The 15828-nt window shown below is 33.3% G+C and carries 13 protein-coding genes; 5 read left to right on the forward strand and 8 right to left on the reverse strand.

Going from position 1 to position 15828, the window contains the following annotated elements; all coding sequences use genetic code 11:
• Positions 1-416: 416 nt before the first annotated feature.
• Entirely contained in the window at positions 417-2198 is a 1782-nt protein-coding gene (locus J2S19_RS18115) for a methyl-accepting chemotaxis protein (RefSeq protein ID WP_307344650.1), read from the forward strand.
• 206 nt (positions 2199-2404) lie between these two features.
• Here the strand turns inward: J2S19_RS18115 and J2S19_RS18120 are convergent, their stop codons facing one another.
• The gene (locus J2S19_RS18120; protein ID WP_370875174.1) at positions 2405-4690 is read right to left on the reverse strand and encodes a beta-L-arabinofuranosidase domain-containing protein; all 2286 of its coding nucleotides are present in this window, start codon (positions 4688-4690) and stop codon (positions 2405-2407) included.
• Positions 4691-4972: 282 nt separating this feature from the next.
• On the opposite strand from J2S19_RS18120, the gene J2S19_RS18125 reads away from it, so the two are divergent.
• Entirely contained in the window at positions 4973-5848 is an 876-nt protein-coding gene (locus J2S19_RS18125; protein ID WP_307344654.1) for a helix-turn-helix domain-containing protein, read from the forward strand.
• A gap of 72 nt (positions 5849-5920) precedes the next feature.
• Here J2S19_RS18125 and J2S19_RS18130 read toward each other — a convergent pair whose 3' ends face one another.
• The 3 genes from J2S19_RS18130 to J2S19_RS18140 are packed head-to-tail and all read right to left on the reverse strand — an operon-like array spanning position 5921 to position 8876.
• On the reverse strand, positions 5921-6409 hold the full coding sequence (locus J2S19_RS18130) for a PTS sugar transporter subunit IIA (protein WP_307344656.1): 489 nt from the start codon (positions 6407-6409) through the stop codon (positions 5921-5923).
• 13 nt (positions 6410-6422) lie between these two features.
• Positions 6423-7214, reverse strand: a complete 792-nt coding sequence (locus J2S19_RS18135; RefSeq protein ID WP_307344658.1) for an endonuclease/exonuclease/phosphatase family protein — start codon at positions 7212-7214, stop codon at positions 6423-6425.
• 3 nt (positions 7215-7217) lie between these two features.
• A complete protein-coding gene (locus J2S19_RS18140) occupies positions 7218-8876 on the reverse strand; it encodes a PTS transporter subunit IIBC (RefSeq protein ID WP_307344660.1) in 1659 nt (552 codons plus the stop codon).
• Between the two features lie 496 nt (positions 8877-9372).
• Here J2S19_RS18140 and J2S19_RS18145 point away from each other — a divergent pair, with 496 nt between their 5' ends.
• Complete coding sequence (locus tag J2S19_RS18145) at positions 9373-10113, forward strand: L,D-transpeptidase family protein (protein ID WP_307344662.1); 741 nt, start codon at positions 9373-9375, stop codon at positions 10111-10113.
• Between the two features lie 129 nt (positions 10114-10242).
• Here the strand turns inward: J2S19_RS18145 and J2S19_RS18150 are convergent, their stop codons facing one another.
• The 3 genes from J2S19_RS18150 to J2S19_RS18160 form a co-directional block, all read right to left on the reverse strand.
• Positions 10243-11412 carry a serine hydrolase domain-containing protein gene (locus tag J2S19_RS18150; protein ID WP_307344664.1) on the reverse strand — a complete coding sequence of 390 codons (1170 nt, stop codon included), beginning with the start codon at positions 11410-11412 and terminating at the stop codon, positions 10243-10245.
• 62 nt (positions 11413-11474) lie between these two features.
• Positions 11475-12758, reverse strand: a complete 1284-nt coding sequence (locus J2S19_RS18155; protein ID WP_307344666.1) for a glycoside hydrolase family 27 protein — start codon at positions 12756-12758, stop codon at positions 11475-11477.
• Between the two features lie 106 nt (positions 12759-12864).
• On the reverse strand, positions 12865-13752 hold the full coding sequence (locus J2S19_RS18160) for an AraC family transcriptional regulator (RefSeq protein ID WP_307344668.1): 888 nt from the start codon (positions 13750-13752) through the stop codon (positions 12865-12867).
• Between the two features lie 347 nt (positions 13753-14099).
• On the opposite strand from J2S19_RS18160, the gene fbpA reads away from it, so the two are divergent.
• Positions 14100-14267: a Fur-regulated basic protein FbpA gene (fbpA, locus tag J2S19_RS18165; RefSeq protein WP_307344671.1), complete on the forward strand. Its 168-nt coding sequence runs from the start codon at positions 14100-14102 to the stop codon at positions 14265-14267.
• Positions 14268-14585: 318 nt separating this feature from the next.
• The gene (locus J2S19_RS18170; RefSeq protein WP_307344673.1) at positions 14586-14729 is read left to right on the forward strand and encodes a hypothetical protein; all 144 of its coding nucleotides are present in this window, start codon (positions 14586-14588) and stop codon (positions 14727-14729) included.
• Positions 14730-14780: 51 nt separating this feature from the next.
• Here J2S19_RS18170 and J2S19_RS18175 read toward each other — a convergent pair whose 3' ends face one another.
• Entirely contained in the window at positions 14781-15812 is a 1032-nt protein-coding gene (locus J2S19_RS18175) for a phosphotransferase (RefSeq protein WP_307344675.1), read from the reverse strand.
• Positions 15813-15828 lie beyond the last annotated feature (16 nt).

Consider the following 15828-nt stretch of genomic DNA (forward strand, 5'->3'; position numbering starts at 1 on the left):
TTTAAAATGATGTATATATTTTACTACTTTATTCTACCAGCATTTATTATATAAGCTAAATTATTCGCATTGATGTTTGGAACGAATGAACGAATCCACTATAAAAAAGTGAATATGTGGAAAACTGTCACTTAAAAACTGTTATACCTATGGAAAGCGAATAACTCCTTTGCTACACATATAGGTAAATAGCACTATTCATTTATATTAGATTAATAAAAATGTTATAAATAATAATGATTGTATTAATTGACAGTCAACAGCACATTTCTACTAAATTATAGAAATTTTATTTGAAAATATTTTGCGAAAATAGTAGAAATATTCATAAGTTCCGTTTATTATTAACTTAAATGTTAAATATAAACACAAACATTTACTTAGGTAAAAAGACTTATGTTTTAGGGGGTTAGAACGTGGACAGTAACGAAAAGAAAAGACGTGCAAAAAAGGAGTCGAAGACAACAAAAACTAAAAGGAAAACTGCTGTATTGAACTACTTTAAAACGATTCGAGGTAAGATTACCGTTTCATTTGGAATTTTGTCTATTGTTTTACTAGTGTCAGCTACGACATCATATATGAATATGACACAGCTTGACAATGAAATCGATTACTTAATTGAAAATGATTTAGAGATTAATAGAAGCTCCCAGAATCTATCAGAAACTTTAACTAAGATGGAGTCGAGTCAAAGAGGTTTTGTGCTTACAGGGCTAACCGATTTAGTTTATCCTTTTGAAAATGGAAAGTATGAATTTACGGAAGAGTACGAAATATTGCTAGAACTATTTAGAAACAATGAAGCCCAACTTGCAAAGTTAGCGATTATTGAGGAAAACTATAATAATTGGATTGAGTATGCTGATTCGCTTATCACCATTCGAAAAACTGAAGGATTAGAAGCTGCAGCTTTAATTGTAGAAGCAGGTGAAGGAACTGCCTTCATGGAGGCTATACAGACACAAATTGAATTTATTACGTCTGAACAAAAAAATATTCAAGCAGAACGAATTGATGAATTAAATAAACAAGTTTCAGTATTTAAAGTGATTACAGTTGGTTTAACTTTGTTTGCAATTCTTTTAGCACTATTTTTCATGATTAATTTATCAAGAGGAATTCGTAAAAATGTATCTAAAATTAGCCAGTCTATTTTGGAAATTGCCAATGCTGGCGGTGACCTGACAAAACGGATTGAAGTCAATACACAAGATGAAATTGCCGACTTAGCAAATGATGCAAATAAATTAATTGATAGTATCGCCGTTTTAGTTCGTCAAGTTTCACTTATGGCTCAAAATGTAACCGCAACCAGTCAGGAATTACTTGCGTCTGCGGAAGAAACGTCGACTACTATTCACTCGATTGCAAAAACAACAAGTGAGATTGCATCAGGTAGTGAGACGACAAAATCAAAAATGGATTTTTCTTCTGAAAAGATGGAAGAGCTTGAAAGTGCCGCTACTTTCTTAAATCAACAAGCTGAAATTGTTAAAACAAATTCATCCGAAATGCTAGTAGTTGCTAAAAAAGGTGGGGAGACTGTTCAGGCCTCATCTGAAAAGATTAATTCTATAGAAGAAATTATGTTAAACACAAGTCAAACCGTTGAAGCACTTGGAAATAAATCAAATGAAATTACTTCGATTATTGGAACGATTACAGATATTGCTGAACAAACGAATTTGCTAGCATTAAATGCGGCAATTGAGGCTGCACGTGCTGGTGAACATGGGAAAGGCTTTGCTGTCGTTGCAAAAGAAGTTAGAAAACTAGCTGAACAGTCACAACTAGCCGCACAAGGTGTGAAAGATATTATCCACTCAATTCAAACTGAAGTAAAAAATATTGTCCAACAGAACCAACAAGGTGTAAAAGAAGTTATTGCTGGTGTTGAAATGACAAATCAAACGAATTCATCTTTGAGCGATATCATCAATCAAACACAGCGAACAACAATCGTCGTCAATGAAATGGTTGACCATATTCAACAAACACTAAAATTAAGTAAAGAAGTATCCGAATCATTTGAGAAAGTTATTGAAATTACAACAGAAACTGCATCATATACTGAAAATACAGCTGCAGCTTCAGAGCAAGGTTCTGCAGCAATGGAACAAATAACGATCTCAACCTCTCATCTATCTAAACAAGCCGAAGAATTAAGAACTGTTATTGAACGGTTTAAATTATAAGGCCAGGTTTGCCGATGCAAATTGCAAATAACGAAACGCGTAGGAAGGTTAGATTAATGTATGTTTACACTAACAATGCACACAAAGCACGTTCATGCGATATGTGTCTAACCCTAATAACAATACAAAAAGAACAAGAAATGTCGTGTTATCGACTTTCTTGTTCTTTTTGTTAGAACAATTCCCTTGCCGGTTATCATTGTTTATTATTTGTAGTCTGTTCCTTTAACAATCCTTACTCCGTACACTCCACCTGCAACCTTTCCTTCACTAGATGCAAATTTAACCTTAACACTTTGTTTTCCTAATGTTAACGATAGCGGAATTTCATATAAACAATCAAATAATTGTCCAGGTTGATTTGCTTTAAGACTAACTGATGTAATAGTTTGATTATCAATCATGATATCAAACTCTCTATCATATGCCCTTCCATTTTCATGTACAGTCGTATCATTTCCACTATAGGTGACAACTAAATATGACGTTTTTTCAGGGTCAACTTTCATTTGATAACTAAAATATCCTTCACCAATACTATCTCTCCAACCACGATTAAATAGATTTAAGTAACCGGATCGTGAGTTTTTCTTCTCTATTGAATGTTCAACTTCAGGTTGCTGCTCATGTGGACTTACAACATCTATTGTCATTTCATTTATTTTTTTTGCTTCTTCTAATTCTTTGTCAATAAACGTTTGATATGCACCTTCATCCATTATGTTCCAATATAGATTGTACCTTTGATGGTGTAGCTTATGAAAAGGAATTAGTGTAATCCTTATGTTACCTGGTTGTCCGATTGGTGCTGTAATAAATGATAAAGAGTTATCATTTGTTCGTTTAATCCACTTTGTTATATCCCTTTCATCTGTAATTAAATCAGGTACTTCAATTAATGGGTGATTATTCAGGGATAAATGGTCTTTTAAAATATCTGACTCTGGGAATTGTTCTCTTCCTAAAGCACCTGCTAAAACTATTGGTCCGTATAATATTGCAGCTTTCCGTTTATCATCCTTTGTATGTTCGAGATATAAATTCATCGGGATCTGAATCTCAATCACATCTCCATCTTTCCACTTACCACTTATTGTTAAATATCCATTTTCATAGCATTTATATTCAGTCTTTCCATTTACCGTAGCTAACACTGGTCCAGCTATCCACTTTGGAACACGTATACGGATTGTAACCTCTTCATTCGTAGTTTGTGTAAACGTTAACTTCGCGAAATTAGATTCTGGGAAGTTTGTTTCTTGTCTAAGCTTAAGATTGTGTTCTGGTATAGAAAGCTCTGAAGCTATAAATAAATTTATATACAACTCATTATTTTCGTAATAATAGATATTTCGGTTATACCTCGCTGGATTTTCCATTCCCGTACCTGTACAGCACCAAAAAGATTCATCTGGTGAACAGTAAACTTTAAAATGTCCAGGTTGAGTAGCAACGAAATAGGTTTTCATTCCAGAATCAGGATCTTGCGATGCAAGAATATGATTATAGAGGGCTCTTTCATAATAATCAATATATTTTACGTCTTTACTCCACTTAAAAAGATGTTCTGTTAACTTTAACATGTTATAAGTATTACATGTTTCCGTTGTTTGGATACCAAGTTGTTCTGTATCCTCTGGTCCAAAATGTTCATTAATACTATTACCACCAATAACATAGGAACGATGATTTGTCACTTGACTCCAGAAATACTCAGCCATATTACGATAAGTATATTCTCCAGTGATTTCGTATAATTTTGCCGCACCAATTACTTTTGGTATTTGTGTATTTGCATGTTTTCCTTGGAGATCATCGACTCCTTTAGATAGAGGTTCTAGTACCGCTTGATGACAAAAGCGTTTAGCTAGTTTTAAATAATCTTCATTGTTCGTAATCAGATACAAATCAGCTAAAGCTTCATTCATTCCTCCATGCTCACAAATTAACATTCTTTGAAATTGCTCTTCACTTAATTTATCTGTTTCCTTTTTTGCCCAATTAGCGAGTTTCGTAACGATTGAAAGTGCCTTTTCATTCCCTGTTAAATTATATACATCTATTAATCCAGCATATATTTTATGGATGCTATACCAAGGTACCCAGCCTCCGCCTAAGCTAAAGTTATCTACTTCATAATCCCCGCTAAATACTTTGTCAAAGCAAGACCGACTAAAGCCACTAACATACCCTTCATCATCCAGCTGTTGGACAAGTTCAAGCTCATCAACTGCATATTCAAGTTTACTCTTTAATAGTAAATCTGACGTAATCGAATACATTGTAGCTGTTGCAGATAGCCAATGACCGATAGAATGCCCACTAATTCCTGTTGATTCCCACCCTCCATATCTTGGCTTTTTTGGTGTATGAGAAACTGCTTCATAACACGGCGCAATTAATCTATCAACATCAAGGTATAGTAAATACTCTTTACCCTTTATTTGTGAATCTTTAAAAAGACCTTCTAGCAAATTTACATTTTTCAACATGATGTCCCCCATTCACATTTTGGCTACCTCTATTATGATACTTATAGGCCTGAAACGGAATTCACAAAATATTAGAATCCATATCTTATTTTTAGCTTTTTTGATATAATTCAATAAGAGGCTGAGACAAAACTGTTTTTATAAGCATTGTTCTTTTTTTATGTTACAGAGCCGTCTCCGCTATTTAACTCGCTATCCATCCATTTACTAGAGATATTACATAATTAGAACATAACCATACATTAATAAAACTGAAAAAAACGTTAGGAGGAATACCATTAAATGTATGAAGTTAGTATAAATTCTACTTCTCTTCCACTTATTAGAGAAATCGGACATATGAAGGATAATGATGGAACAAGCGGGCATCCAGATCGACTTATGGAAAAAATCAACGTCTTCGTTTATGTTAAGAAGGGGCATATTCAAGTATTTGAAGATAATCATGAATACAATCTATATGATAGCTCATATCTTTTTCTTAGAAAAAACATACATCATTGGGGTGGTTCCTTATATTCACCTGGAACTGAATGGTTTTATATTCACTTTTACGACTCGCCATATTTAAAGGAATCGAAAGACACAATTGAATATACACAATTTTATCAACAATCCTCCCTCATATTAGAAGAAACCTACGCATCTCAAATTATTTTACCTAAACAGGGAAAGGTGACCAATTGCGAGTATACAGAACTACAATTAAAAAAATTAGTCGATGCTTATCATTCACCACATCCAATTCGACCATTATCTTTATCTGTTTCAACTTTTGAATTCTTCATTGACCTGTATGCACAAAAACTAGAAGAAGTAAAGACATCGAAAAAAAATAGGACCGTCCAAAAAATGATTGAGCTATTTACTCATCATGCCAAGAGGAAGTTAACTAGCTCAGAGATTTCACAGGAATTAGGCATGAATTATGCCTATTTATCTACTTTATTCCGAAAAGAAACAGGTAAAAGTATCACACAATTTCAGGATGAGCTCTTAATTGAGCAAGCAATAACTCTACTTAAAAGAGAGTCTGTCAATGTTTCAGAAGTCAGTGATGTGCTAGGCTTTTCTAATCCATTTTATTTCAGCAGGGTTTTTAAAAGAATTACTGGTGTCGCCCCTACTACTTACTTAAATCAAACATATCGAAGTTAGATTCACTTATTGCTTATATGTCGATTCATAAAAAAAGAACTAGAGTATAGACCCTAGTTCTTTTAATCTTTATTATCGTTTTTTAACTTCTAATATGACATCTTTACCATTTATTATATTTACATCATTTTTTCTGTCGCTAATTTCAAAACGGTCCTGATTCATAATGATAATTGGGGTAATGACATTTAATCCAGCATTTGCTACATGTTGAATATCATAATTAGCTAAGCTTTGACCGCTTTTAATTTTATCGCCACCATTAACATGAACAGTAAATCCTTCTCCATTTAAATTAACAGTATCTAATCCCATGTGGATTAATATTTCTAGCCCTTCTTTTGAGCGAAGAGTTATCGCATGTTTTGTAGGAAATACATCAACTACCTCACCGTCAAATGGAGCTACTAACTCATTATCTGTAGGAATAATTGCAACTCCATCTCCCATCATCTTCTGTGAGAACACCTGATCTGGAACATCTTCAAGTAAAACGACTTTGCCTGTTAATGGTGCTACTAATATGATTTCTTTTTTCTTATTAAATAATGATCCAAGCATTACGATTCCACCTTTATAGCTTTATTTCGACTTCCACACCATAATGGTCGGAAATAATCGGCTTATTTTTTCCATTAAAAATAACCTGTGATGACACTGTTTCAACTGGGAAATTTGAAAATATACAATCAATTCGAATTGCCTGTACATTTTGTTCCCAGCCGGCAATATTTCCATCAACAGTATATCCATCATCCTTTATTGGTGCTAGATGATATAAATCAAACAGACCTTTATTTAAAATATAATCATAGCCTTCTTCACGCTTGTTTGCATCATTGTTGAAGTCTCCCATCAAAAAATATCTTCCTTTTGTCTCAACTTCTTTAATAAGCGTATCAACTTGATTTGAATAAGGCTCTTCTTCATCATTCCACCAACCTAAATGACAAGAATAAAATGATATTTCCTCATTTCCATTATTAATTGATATCCCAACAATTTTTCTAGTCTTCCAATATTCAATATCATTAGAATGCGAGATGTAAAATGAGGTTTTATTAACGATCTTATGCTTAGATAAAACCGCTAATCCTTCTTCATATTTATCATAGCCAATATGAGAACAATCCCAATGATACACATAATTAGTAACACCAATTTTTTGAAGCTCATCAAGCAGTACCGAAACAAAGTTACCTTCATTAACCTTTAAACCGATATTATTTCCTTTTACTAATTGACTAACTTCTTGAAGGGCAATTATATCATAGTCACGTTCCTTTATTGTATTAGCTAGTATCTTTATTTTATTCAATTGGTCTTCTTCTTGCCATGAGTGACAATTAAGCGTTAACAACTTCATCGCTTATTCTCCTAGTTTATCTTGAATATCGGATTTTAGAACATCGGCTTTAGGTCCATATATAGCCTGGACACCTTTATCTTTTAAAATTAAACCTAATGCACCATTTTTCTTCCATTCGTGTTCATCTGCAACTTTATCCAAATCCTTTATTGTCACTCTTAATCTTGTCATACATGCATCAACTTCTTCAATATTACTTTTACCACCCAATAAACTAATAATAACAGATGCCTGACTGTCGTCATTTTGCATTCCTACTTGTTTATTTTGGTTACTTTCTTCATTTGTATCATTATTTTCTTCTTCTATATAATTACCTAATCGACCTGGTGTTGGTAATTTGAATTTTTTTATCATGAAAGAGGCTACCGCAAAATTCAGACCAAAGAATACAAGACATGCGATAACAAAGTTTAATAAGTCGAGCCAGAGACCCGCTTTAATAATCATTGGTGTTCTCGTAAATAGCTCGATAATTCCAAAAGCATGCACTCTAATATCAATGATATCAACGATAGCAAAAGCCAAACCTGTCATAATTGCATAAACAACATATAGTACTGGTGCTGCAAACATAAACATAAATTCAATCGGTTCTGTTACACCTGTTAAAAACACGGCTAAACCAGCTGAAAAAAACATTGACTTATATTTCGTGCGTTTTTCTTTATCAACATTTCGATACATTGCAAGTGCGATCCCTATTAGTGACGCACAAGAGAGAATCATTTGTCCTACTTTAAATCTCGCAGGAGTTACATCATTCAACAAAGCTTTATACCCTTCTGTATCACCATTAGCAAGAAAATTATTTAAATCAGCAATCCATGCCAGCCATAAAGGGTCTTGTCCAGCAACTGTTTGGCCTGCACTTGCTCCACTTAAAATCGTATATGTGCCACCTAATTCAGTATAGTTCATAGGAACCGTTAACATATGGTGCAATCCGAATGGTAGTAACAAACGCTCGAGTGCACCAAATATAAATGGGGCAACAATAGGCGCTGTATCTCTTGAAGTTGCGATCCATTTACCAAAATCATTTAGTAAACCTTGAACAAATGGCCAAACTACAGCTAAAATAATTGCCGCTATAATAGAGCCGACAATCACTACGAAGGGAACAAACCTCTTACCATTAAAGAATGCTAATGATTGTGGTAATTTACTATAGTTATAGTATTTATTAAAAATATTTGCACCAATGAAACCGGAAATAATCCCGACGAATACCCCCATATTTAATGCAGGTGCGCCTAATACTGATGTAAAGTAATCTTTAACTAGTAAATCGCTACCAAATAAAGATTGAACTGTCGCTGTTTCATCACTTAACATACCACTATTCACACCGAATAAAGCTCCAGTTATCCGGTTAATTAAAACAAAAGCTATTAATGCTGCAAAAGCTCCTCCAGCTCTTTCCTTTGCCCAGGAACCCCCAATTGCAACAGCAAAAAGAATATGAAGATTTCCGATTATAGCCCAACCTATTTCTTCAAGCACTAAAGCTATCGTCTGGATTAGCGATATATCTACACCTACCATTCCAACTAATTTCCCTAAAGAAATCATTATCCCCGCTGCAGGCATGACTGCCACAACAACCAATAATGCCTTACCAAATTTTTGCCAGAAATCAAAAGATAAAATTTTCATTGTTTACCTCCTACAACCACTAGAGCAACCGTTTGCATAATGTTAAATCTAGAAGTATTAATTAATATATTTATTTTTTACAGTTACTAATTTACCACATATAAAATATTAGCGCAATCGTTTGCATTATATTTATATTAACATTTTACTAGTATATATATTTATTAAGACTTAAAAAATCTTATCTAAGAAGAATATCCGACTTTTACTTCAATTATCTTACAAAATTCTATTAATCATAGTCTTTTAATCATACCTTACATAAAATCAGGAGTAATTTGCACTACTAATCAATGCCTTCCTACATAATCATATAACAATTCATATCAGAGATGAGACAAATGATTCATTCTATGTTCCATAAGGCAAATATACTATGTCTATTATAACTTTTACCCTGAGATAAATGTAATAAAATAAAGATTGTTGTCGACTAACAATTGCATGTAATTGAGTGAATATATACTAAAATTGGTTCATAATAGGAGATGTACTCATGAAAAAATTTATCTTACTTTGTACTTTATCTTTCTTTGTTATATTTTCATTCCATAGTCCTAAAGTAGATGCTGTCGAGGGTAGTCTCATCATTATTAATAAGACTACTAATCAACTAGCCTATTTCGAGAATGGAGTATTTATACGAAGTTTTTCTGTAGCAACTGGAAAGCAAGCATCATATACGCCTGAAGGTACTTTTACAATTGTTAACAAAATTAAAAACAGGCCCTATTATTCAGGTAATATTGCTGGTGGTGACCCGAACAATCCATTAGGGAATCGATGGTTAGGGTTAAATGCCCGCGGCACAAACGGAGATACTTATGCAATCCACGGAAACAATAATCCTAATTCGATTGGTAAATATGTAAGTAATGGCTGTATTCGGATGTATGATGAAGAGATTGAGTGGTTATTTAATCGTGTGCCTGTTCATACGACTGTTCATATCACTAGTAGTTCTAAATCATTTCAGGATATCGCTGCATCTTTAGACTATAAAACTCAACAAGTTCAAGCTCAGAGTGTTTCTGGCTTATTAAAAATAGGAAGTCAAGGGGTAGCAGTACGTGAATTACAGCAACAATTGACTAACAACGGTTACAGTACAGGTGGTATTGATGGTATTTTTGGTACACAAACGAAGCAGGCAGTTATTCAATTCCAACGTAATAATGGATTAACAGCTGACGGAATTGTAGGTCCTATGACAAATAAGGCTCTTAATAAATATTAAATTTTGTCCTACCTGTAGTGAAGTCGTCACTTAAATATCTTCTAGCAAAATTTACAAAGAATCTTATCCTCTTAAATAAAAGAAAAATAGAAAGCCTCCAATACGTAATTGGTAGGCTTTCTTTATCGTTTAAGGTATTGAACTATAAATCACAGCTCGAAGTCGTGGTTGATAATGCGCTTCAAAATTAGGAAATAATTGTTGCATATAAACAGCAGATACTCGTTCTTTTGGGTCAATTAATGCCCATGTACCTAAAATACCAGACCAACCAAACTCACCTTTCGAACTATTGATACCCCCTAACGCTAAATCTTCCATTACTCTCACACCAAGACCATATCCATAACCTTTCAAATAGTCCCAGTTATAGTTTTTATTATTCTCTACAGTTAAATGATTTTGAGCCATAAGTTCAATTGTTTTTCTTCCGATTATACGAACACCATTTAAGCTTCCACCATTTGCAAGCATTTGTGCAAACTGGCTGTAATCATGTAATGTAGAGTACAAACCAGCACCGCCACTTTCATATGGCTGATTAATTCGTATTGGACCTACTGTATTAACTCCGGTAGATAAAACTCCATCTGCATCGATAGAATAAACAGAAGCAATTCTTTCTATTTTATCTTTAGGAACTGTAAAAAAAGTATCGCTCATAGATAAAGGCTGGAAAATCTCATCTTCCATAAACTGGCCAAGGCGTTTTCCAGATATCTCCTCAATCAATACTCCTAAAATATCATGGCTTAACCCATATTGCCACTCGGTCCCTGGTTCAAATGCTAATGGTACTTCCGCTATTTCACGTGAAATATCTCGTAGACTAATTTTTTGTCCATTATCAATTCTATTTTGTATACCCTTCATTACTGACTCTGTCATTCGTTCTGTTTCATTACCCACGCCTGGATATGTTATACCTGAAGTCATTGTAAATAAATCTTTTATCGTTAGCTTTTTTGAAGACGGAACTGTATATACTTTACCATTAGTCTCTTTAAATACTTTTAAATTCTTGAATTCTGGCAAGTACTCTTCTAACGGGTCATTAAGTAGAAACTTTCCACGTTCATATAAAATAAGTGCCGCCACACATGTTACTATCTTTGTCAAGGAAAATAACCGATAAATTGTGTTAGGTGTTATTTGCTTTTTTGTTTCTATATCAGATAATCCTAGATAATTTTCATACACTGTTTTCCCTTGATACGTTACTAAACAAGCACAACCTGGGGGTCCATTTTTAATAATATTACTTAACAAAGGATCTAGTCTGTCAGCTAATCCATTCATCTTTTCACCTCATTAATTACCTCAATTTTCGGAATATTATTTTTAATTTTAGTTTAAAAAATCTATTCGTTATATAATTTAATCAATTTCACCCCATGTGCTGGAATGACTTCATTCATTTCCTTGTCGATAATTCCTTCTTCATTTTCCTTCCAAACGTCAAGTTTATTAAGTGGTGACTGAAGTTGCAGTTGTTCGAAAGTAACTCTCACTGTCTCGACATTATCAGTAGCATTAAAAAGTGCAACATATGTCGTATCTTCTACCTTAGTAGACCAAACAATTTTATCATCTTCCCTAAAAATGAGTTTTGCTTGAGTACTATTCCGATGCATATTTAATACCTCTTTATTTGTAAGTAAAGAAAGCGTCCATTTATCATTATCTCTTAACTCTCCACCAAACATTAACGGGGATTTAAATATTGACCAAAGTGTCATCATCGTAAGCTGTTCATCTTTAGTAAACCGAGTATATCTGTCACTGCCACCTCCATCGACAGAGCGAATCCCTATATGTCCCAATGGCAGCATGTCACAATCCGGCCAATTTCCGATCGCTACATGTTCACTCCATTTCTCACATCTTTCAAACATTCCATACAGCAATTCCCATGTATCCCAGAAATCATCTGTCATTCTCCACATATTCGCGTTTTCCTTTAATACATTTGCAAACTCTAAAGGTGCTGGGCCAGGAGATAAGCTTAATACGATATCTCTGCCACATTGGTCGATTGCATTACGGATTAGTTTTATTTCATCAACATGGATATCATAAAGACGAGATGCAGCAATATCATCGACTTTAATAAAATCGACACCCCACTCAGCATATAGATTAAACAATGAATTGTAATATTCCTGTGCACCTGGCTTTGAGGCATCAACTCCATACATATCCGTATTCCAAGGACAAATAGAATTTGGATGTGCAATGTCTCTTGCTCGTATATTTGTTCCAAGTATCGGCGTATTTGCGTGTACAGCCTGGCGAGGTATACCTCTCATAATATGGATTCCAAACTTCAGTCCAAGTTGATGGATATATTCACCTAACGCTTTAAATCCTTTCCCATTTTCTGCAGATGGAAAACGGTTCGTCGCTGGAATCAGTCTTGAATAATCATCCATCTCTAACGGAACAAAAGGGCGATAAACTGAAGAAACAGCTCCAGGTTCATACCATTGTATATCAACAACTACATAATCCCAGCCATACTCTTTTAAATATTTCGCCATATATTCGGCATTTCCTTTTACTTCTTCTTCGGTCACTGTTGCCCCGTAGCAATCCCAGCTGTTCCATCCCATTGGAGGAGTCACAGCAAATTGTTGATGAGTCATTTTCATCTTCCTTCCTATTAATTATTGCTATCCTATTAATATAATAAAATGAAGGAATCGTCATTAGCTACAATAACCTTTTGCTCTCATATGTAATATATTGCTCTTAATCAAATTTTAATTGATTAACTACCGCTAAATCTTTGCCTAATCTAAATTCTCCAGGTGAAAATCCTAACCACTTCTTAAACACTTTAATAAAATAACTGCCGTTTGAATAACCAACTTGCTTTGCAATCTCATCAATTGTTAAATTAGATTGTCGAAGGAGCGTAACTGACTTTTCCATTTTAACTTTTGTTAAATATTCAATTGGAGTTAATCCCGTTGCGTTTTTAAAGATTCTCGTAAAATGATATTTTGATAGGCCGACAGCACTTGCTAATTCTTCTAAGCTTTGTATTTCTTTGTAATTTTCTTCCATATACATAACTGCTTCACGAACTTTCAATGGCCAGCTATGCTTTTCTTTTTTGTACTCATTCGCGAAACGATAGAGCTCCATAATAAATTGATAAACGATAGAAGAAGCCTGATACCCGTCTGTAATATAGTTCATACGAGCAGAGAAATACGTATTTTTTATAAATTGAATTATTAAATGATGATCATGTATTTTATAAACATTGCCCAACTGATTTACTAATTCAATCCATTGCTCGTAAATGTTTGTAGGTCTTATTAAGATAAAATAAAATTCCCAGCTATCACTTTCTTCCGGTAGATAATAACGATGCTTGCTTGGAATATCGACCATAAATGCTGTTCCAGCCCCTACTTGATGAGGAATATCATTAATGATTATTTCCCCTACCCCTGACAACGTATATTGAAATAATAATAATGGACCATCGATACGTTTAAGTCCGTCCCAATCATATGCACTTCCTCTTTTTACAATGTCATAACCAATTGCAAATAACTGACAAAATGGTCCATTTAATGTATCTAAAAATCGAAATCCATATGTATTTATTAATTCTTTTCGGTTCATACCATTACCTCAGTATTTTTAAATTTTGGATGACACTTTCAATTATAAAATACATTAATAGTATATAAAGTACTTAACTAAAAATCAGTAGATAAATATACATTTCCAAGGCAAAATTCATTTCTGATGAATTTTACTTTCTAATAAGTCAGTTACATTACAAGTCTTTTTATAACGTCTTACAAAAAGGTAACTTTGCCAAAGTACATCTTTAGAAAATTGCACAATAAAACTAGGTAGTCAAATAAAGGTAACATATCATAATTATGGTGATGTTTAGTTGACAAATGAAATAATCTTTATTATAATTTATATTGTAAACGCTTACAAATCGCGAGGTGATTTGAATGTCAACAATCACAACTGAAATGAATGCTAATAAGGGTGACATCATCGAAATCTTACTTAATATGAACTTATATAAAATGCCAGATGGAAGACAATTATATGAAGCATCAGAAAAGGAATTAAAAAACATACTAAATACTTATGCCTACGCTGAGGGTTTATGCTAAAACATATAGTCATAATATATTCTAAACAAGCCAGATTCAAAGATAAACTTGAATTTGGTTTGTTTTTTGTTTTTTCACGGTTATTAAGCGCAACTTGGATTAATTAAACGTAAAATTTTTTCACTTGAATTAATAGCTTCTTTTTTAGGTAAGTCTTGTATAAAAAGCAAGTGTATTTGTCAAGATATAAAAGTTAAGTTCATTATCAAAGCAATATAAAATTGTCAAACAAAATTGAATAGCGGTTAATAGTAGTAGATAAGTAAGATACCTCTTCGAATTGCTAATAACTATAACATTAAATGCGAGGGATCGTATATGTCGAAAGAAAAACAAGATGAATTATGTAATAAAGATATTGACTATCTCCACCATATGTTGAATGAGCAAATTGCTAGGATTTGTGTTAAGGAAGAAGTGGAACGAGCTCAGGAAGATGAAATGGATGGAAATATCGAGTAATAAACGAGGGGTCATATTTCCCCTCGTTAACCTAATAAATAATTAATCCTCTTATTGATACCCCCATATTTGAAGAATCTTTTGTTTTCCTTCACTTAACCATTGCTGATTTTTCTCTAAATTTTCAATTTGCTCGATTAATACATCAATTTCATCTATTCCATCCAAATATCTACCTAAGAAGTGGACAAATACATCTAATCTTCTTAAATGAATCAACGTTGGCAATACTTCGATTTCTTCGTTTGTTAGTTTCATCACAGACGAGAATCCTGACTGAAATGCACTTACTTTTCGCCAAAATCTATCATCAATATTTGCCTCTTTTACACTTAATTCGGATAAGCAAACAGCAACTTCCATGGCTCGTAAATCGTTTGTTGCAAACTCAAAGTCTAGTATTGTATTTATATGGCCATTTTTGCCTTGCAAGATATTCGAGTGATTTAAATCGCCATGTATAATTTGATGAGGTAATGTCTTTAATCTAGGTATAACCTTTTGAATTGTCATCAATTGTTCTTTTATCAAAAGTAGCTTTGATTTGTATGTTTTAAATTCATCAGGCGGTGTTGAACACCAATTTATCATGTCTGTCATTCCACATTTAGGATGAGCGTTTTCAATTTCATAGTACGGTCGATAAATAAACGGTTGAGTAATTGATAGTTTATCAAATGCATGTAGCAATGACGCCGCTAAATATCCAAACTCATATACTTGTCCTTCACTATCAAGCTGGGGATTCTGACCATCAATATAATAAAAAAGACTCACAATTTTATTAGTTTCATCTCGCAGTCGATAAAATGATTGTCCGTTGTTATGTATAACAGGTTTTGGGACATTAAATGGTAATTGCTTTCGTTCATTTAATTTCATTAAGACTTCATGCTCTATTTTAACTTTTTCTTCATCTTTATGTGTTTCATAAATCCTTAGTACGTATTTGTTTCTACCATCTTCAATATATTTTGTTGTATTATTGTAACCGTTCTTTCCATTCCTTACATTTATCGTATGTAGAGTATTCGGAAAATACTGTTGTAAAATTTCCTTTAACGTCTCAGTTTTTATATTCATGTAGGTTAATCCTTTG

The sequence above is a fragment of the Metabacillus malikii genome, assembly GCF_030813355.1.
Lineage (GTDB): Bacteria > Bacillota > Bacilli > Bacillales > Bacillaceae > Metabacillus > Metabacillus malikii.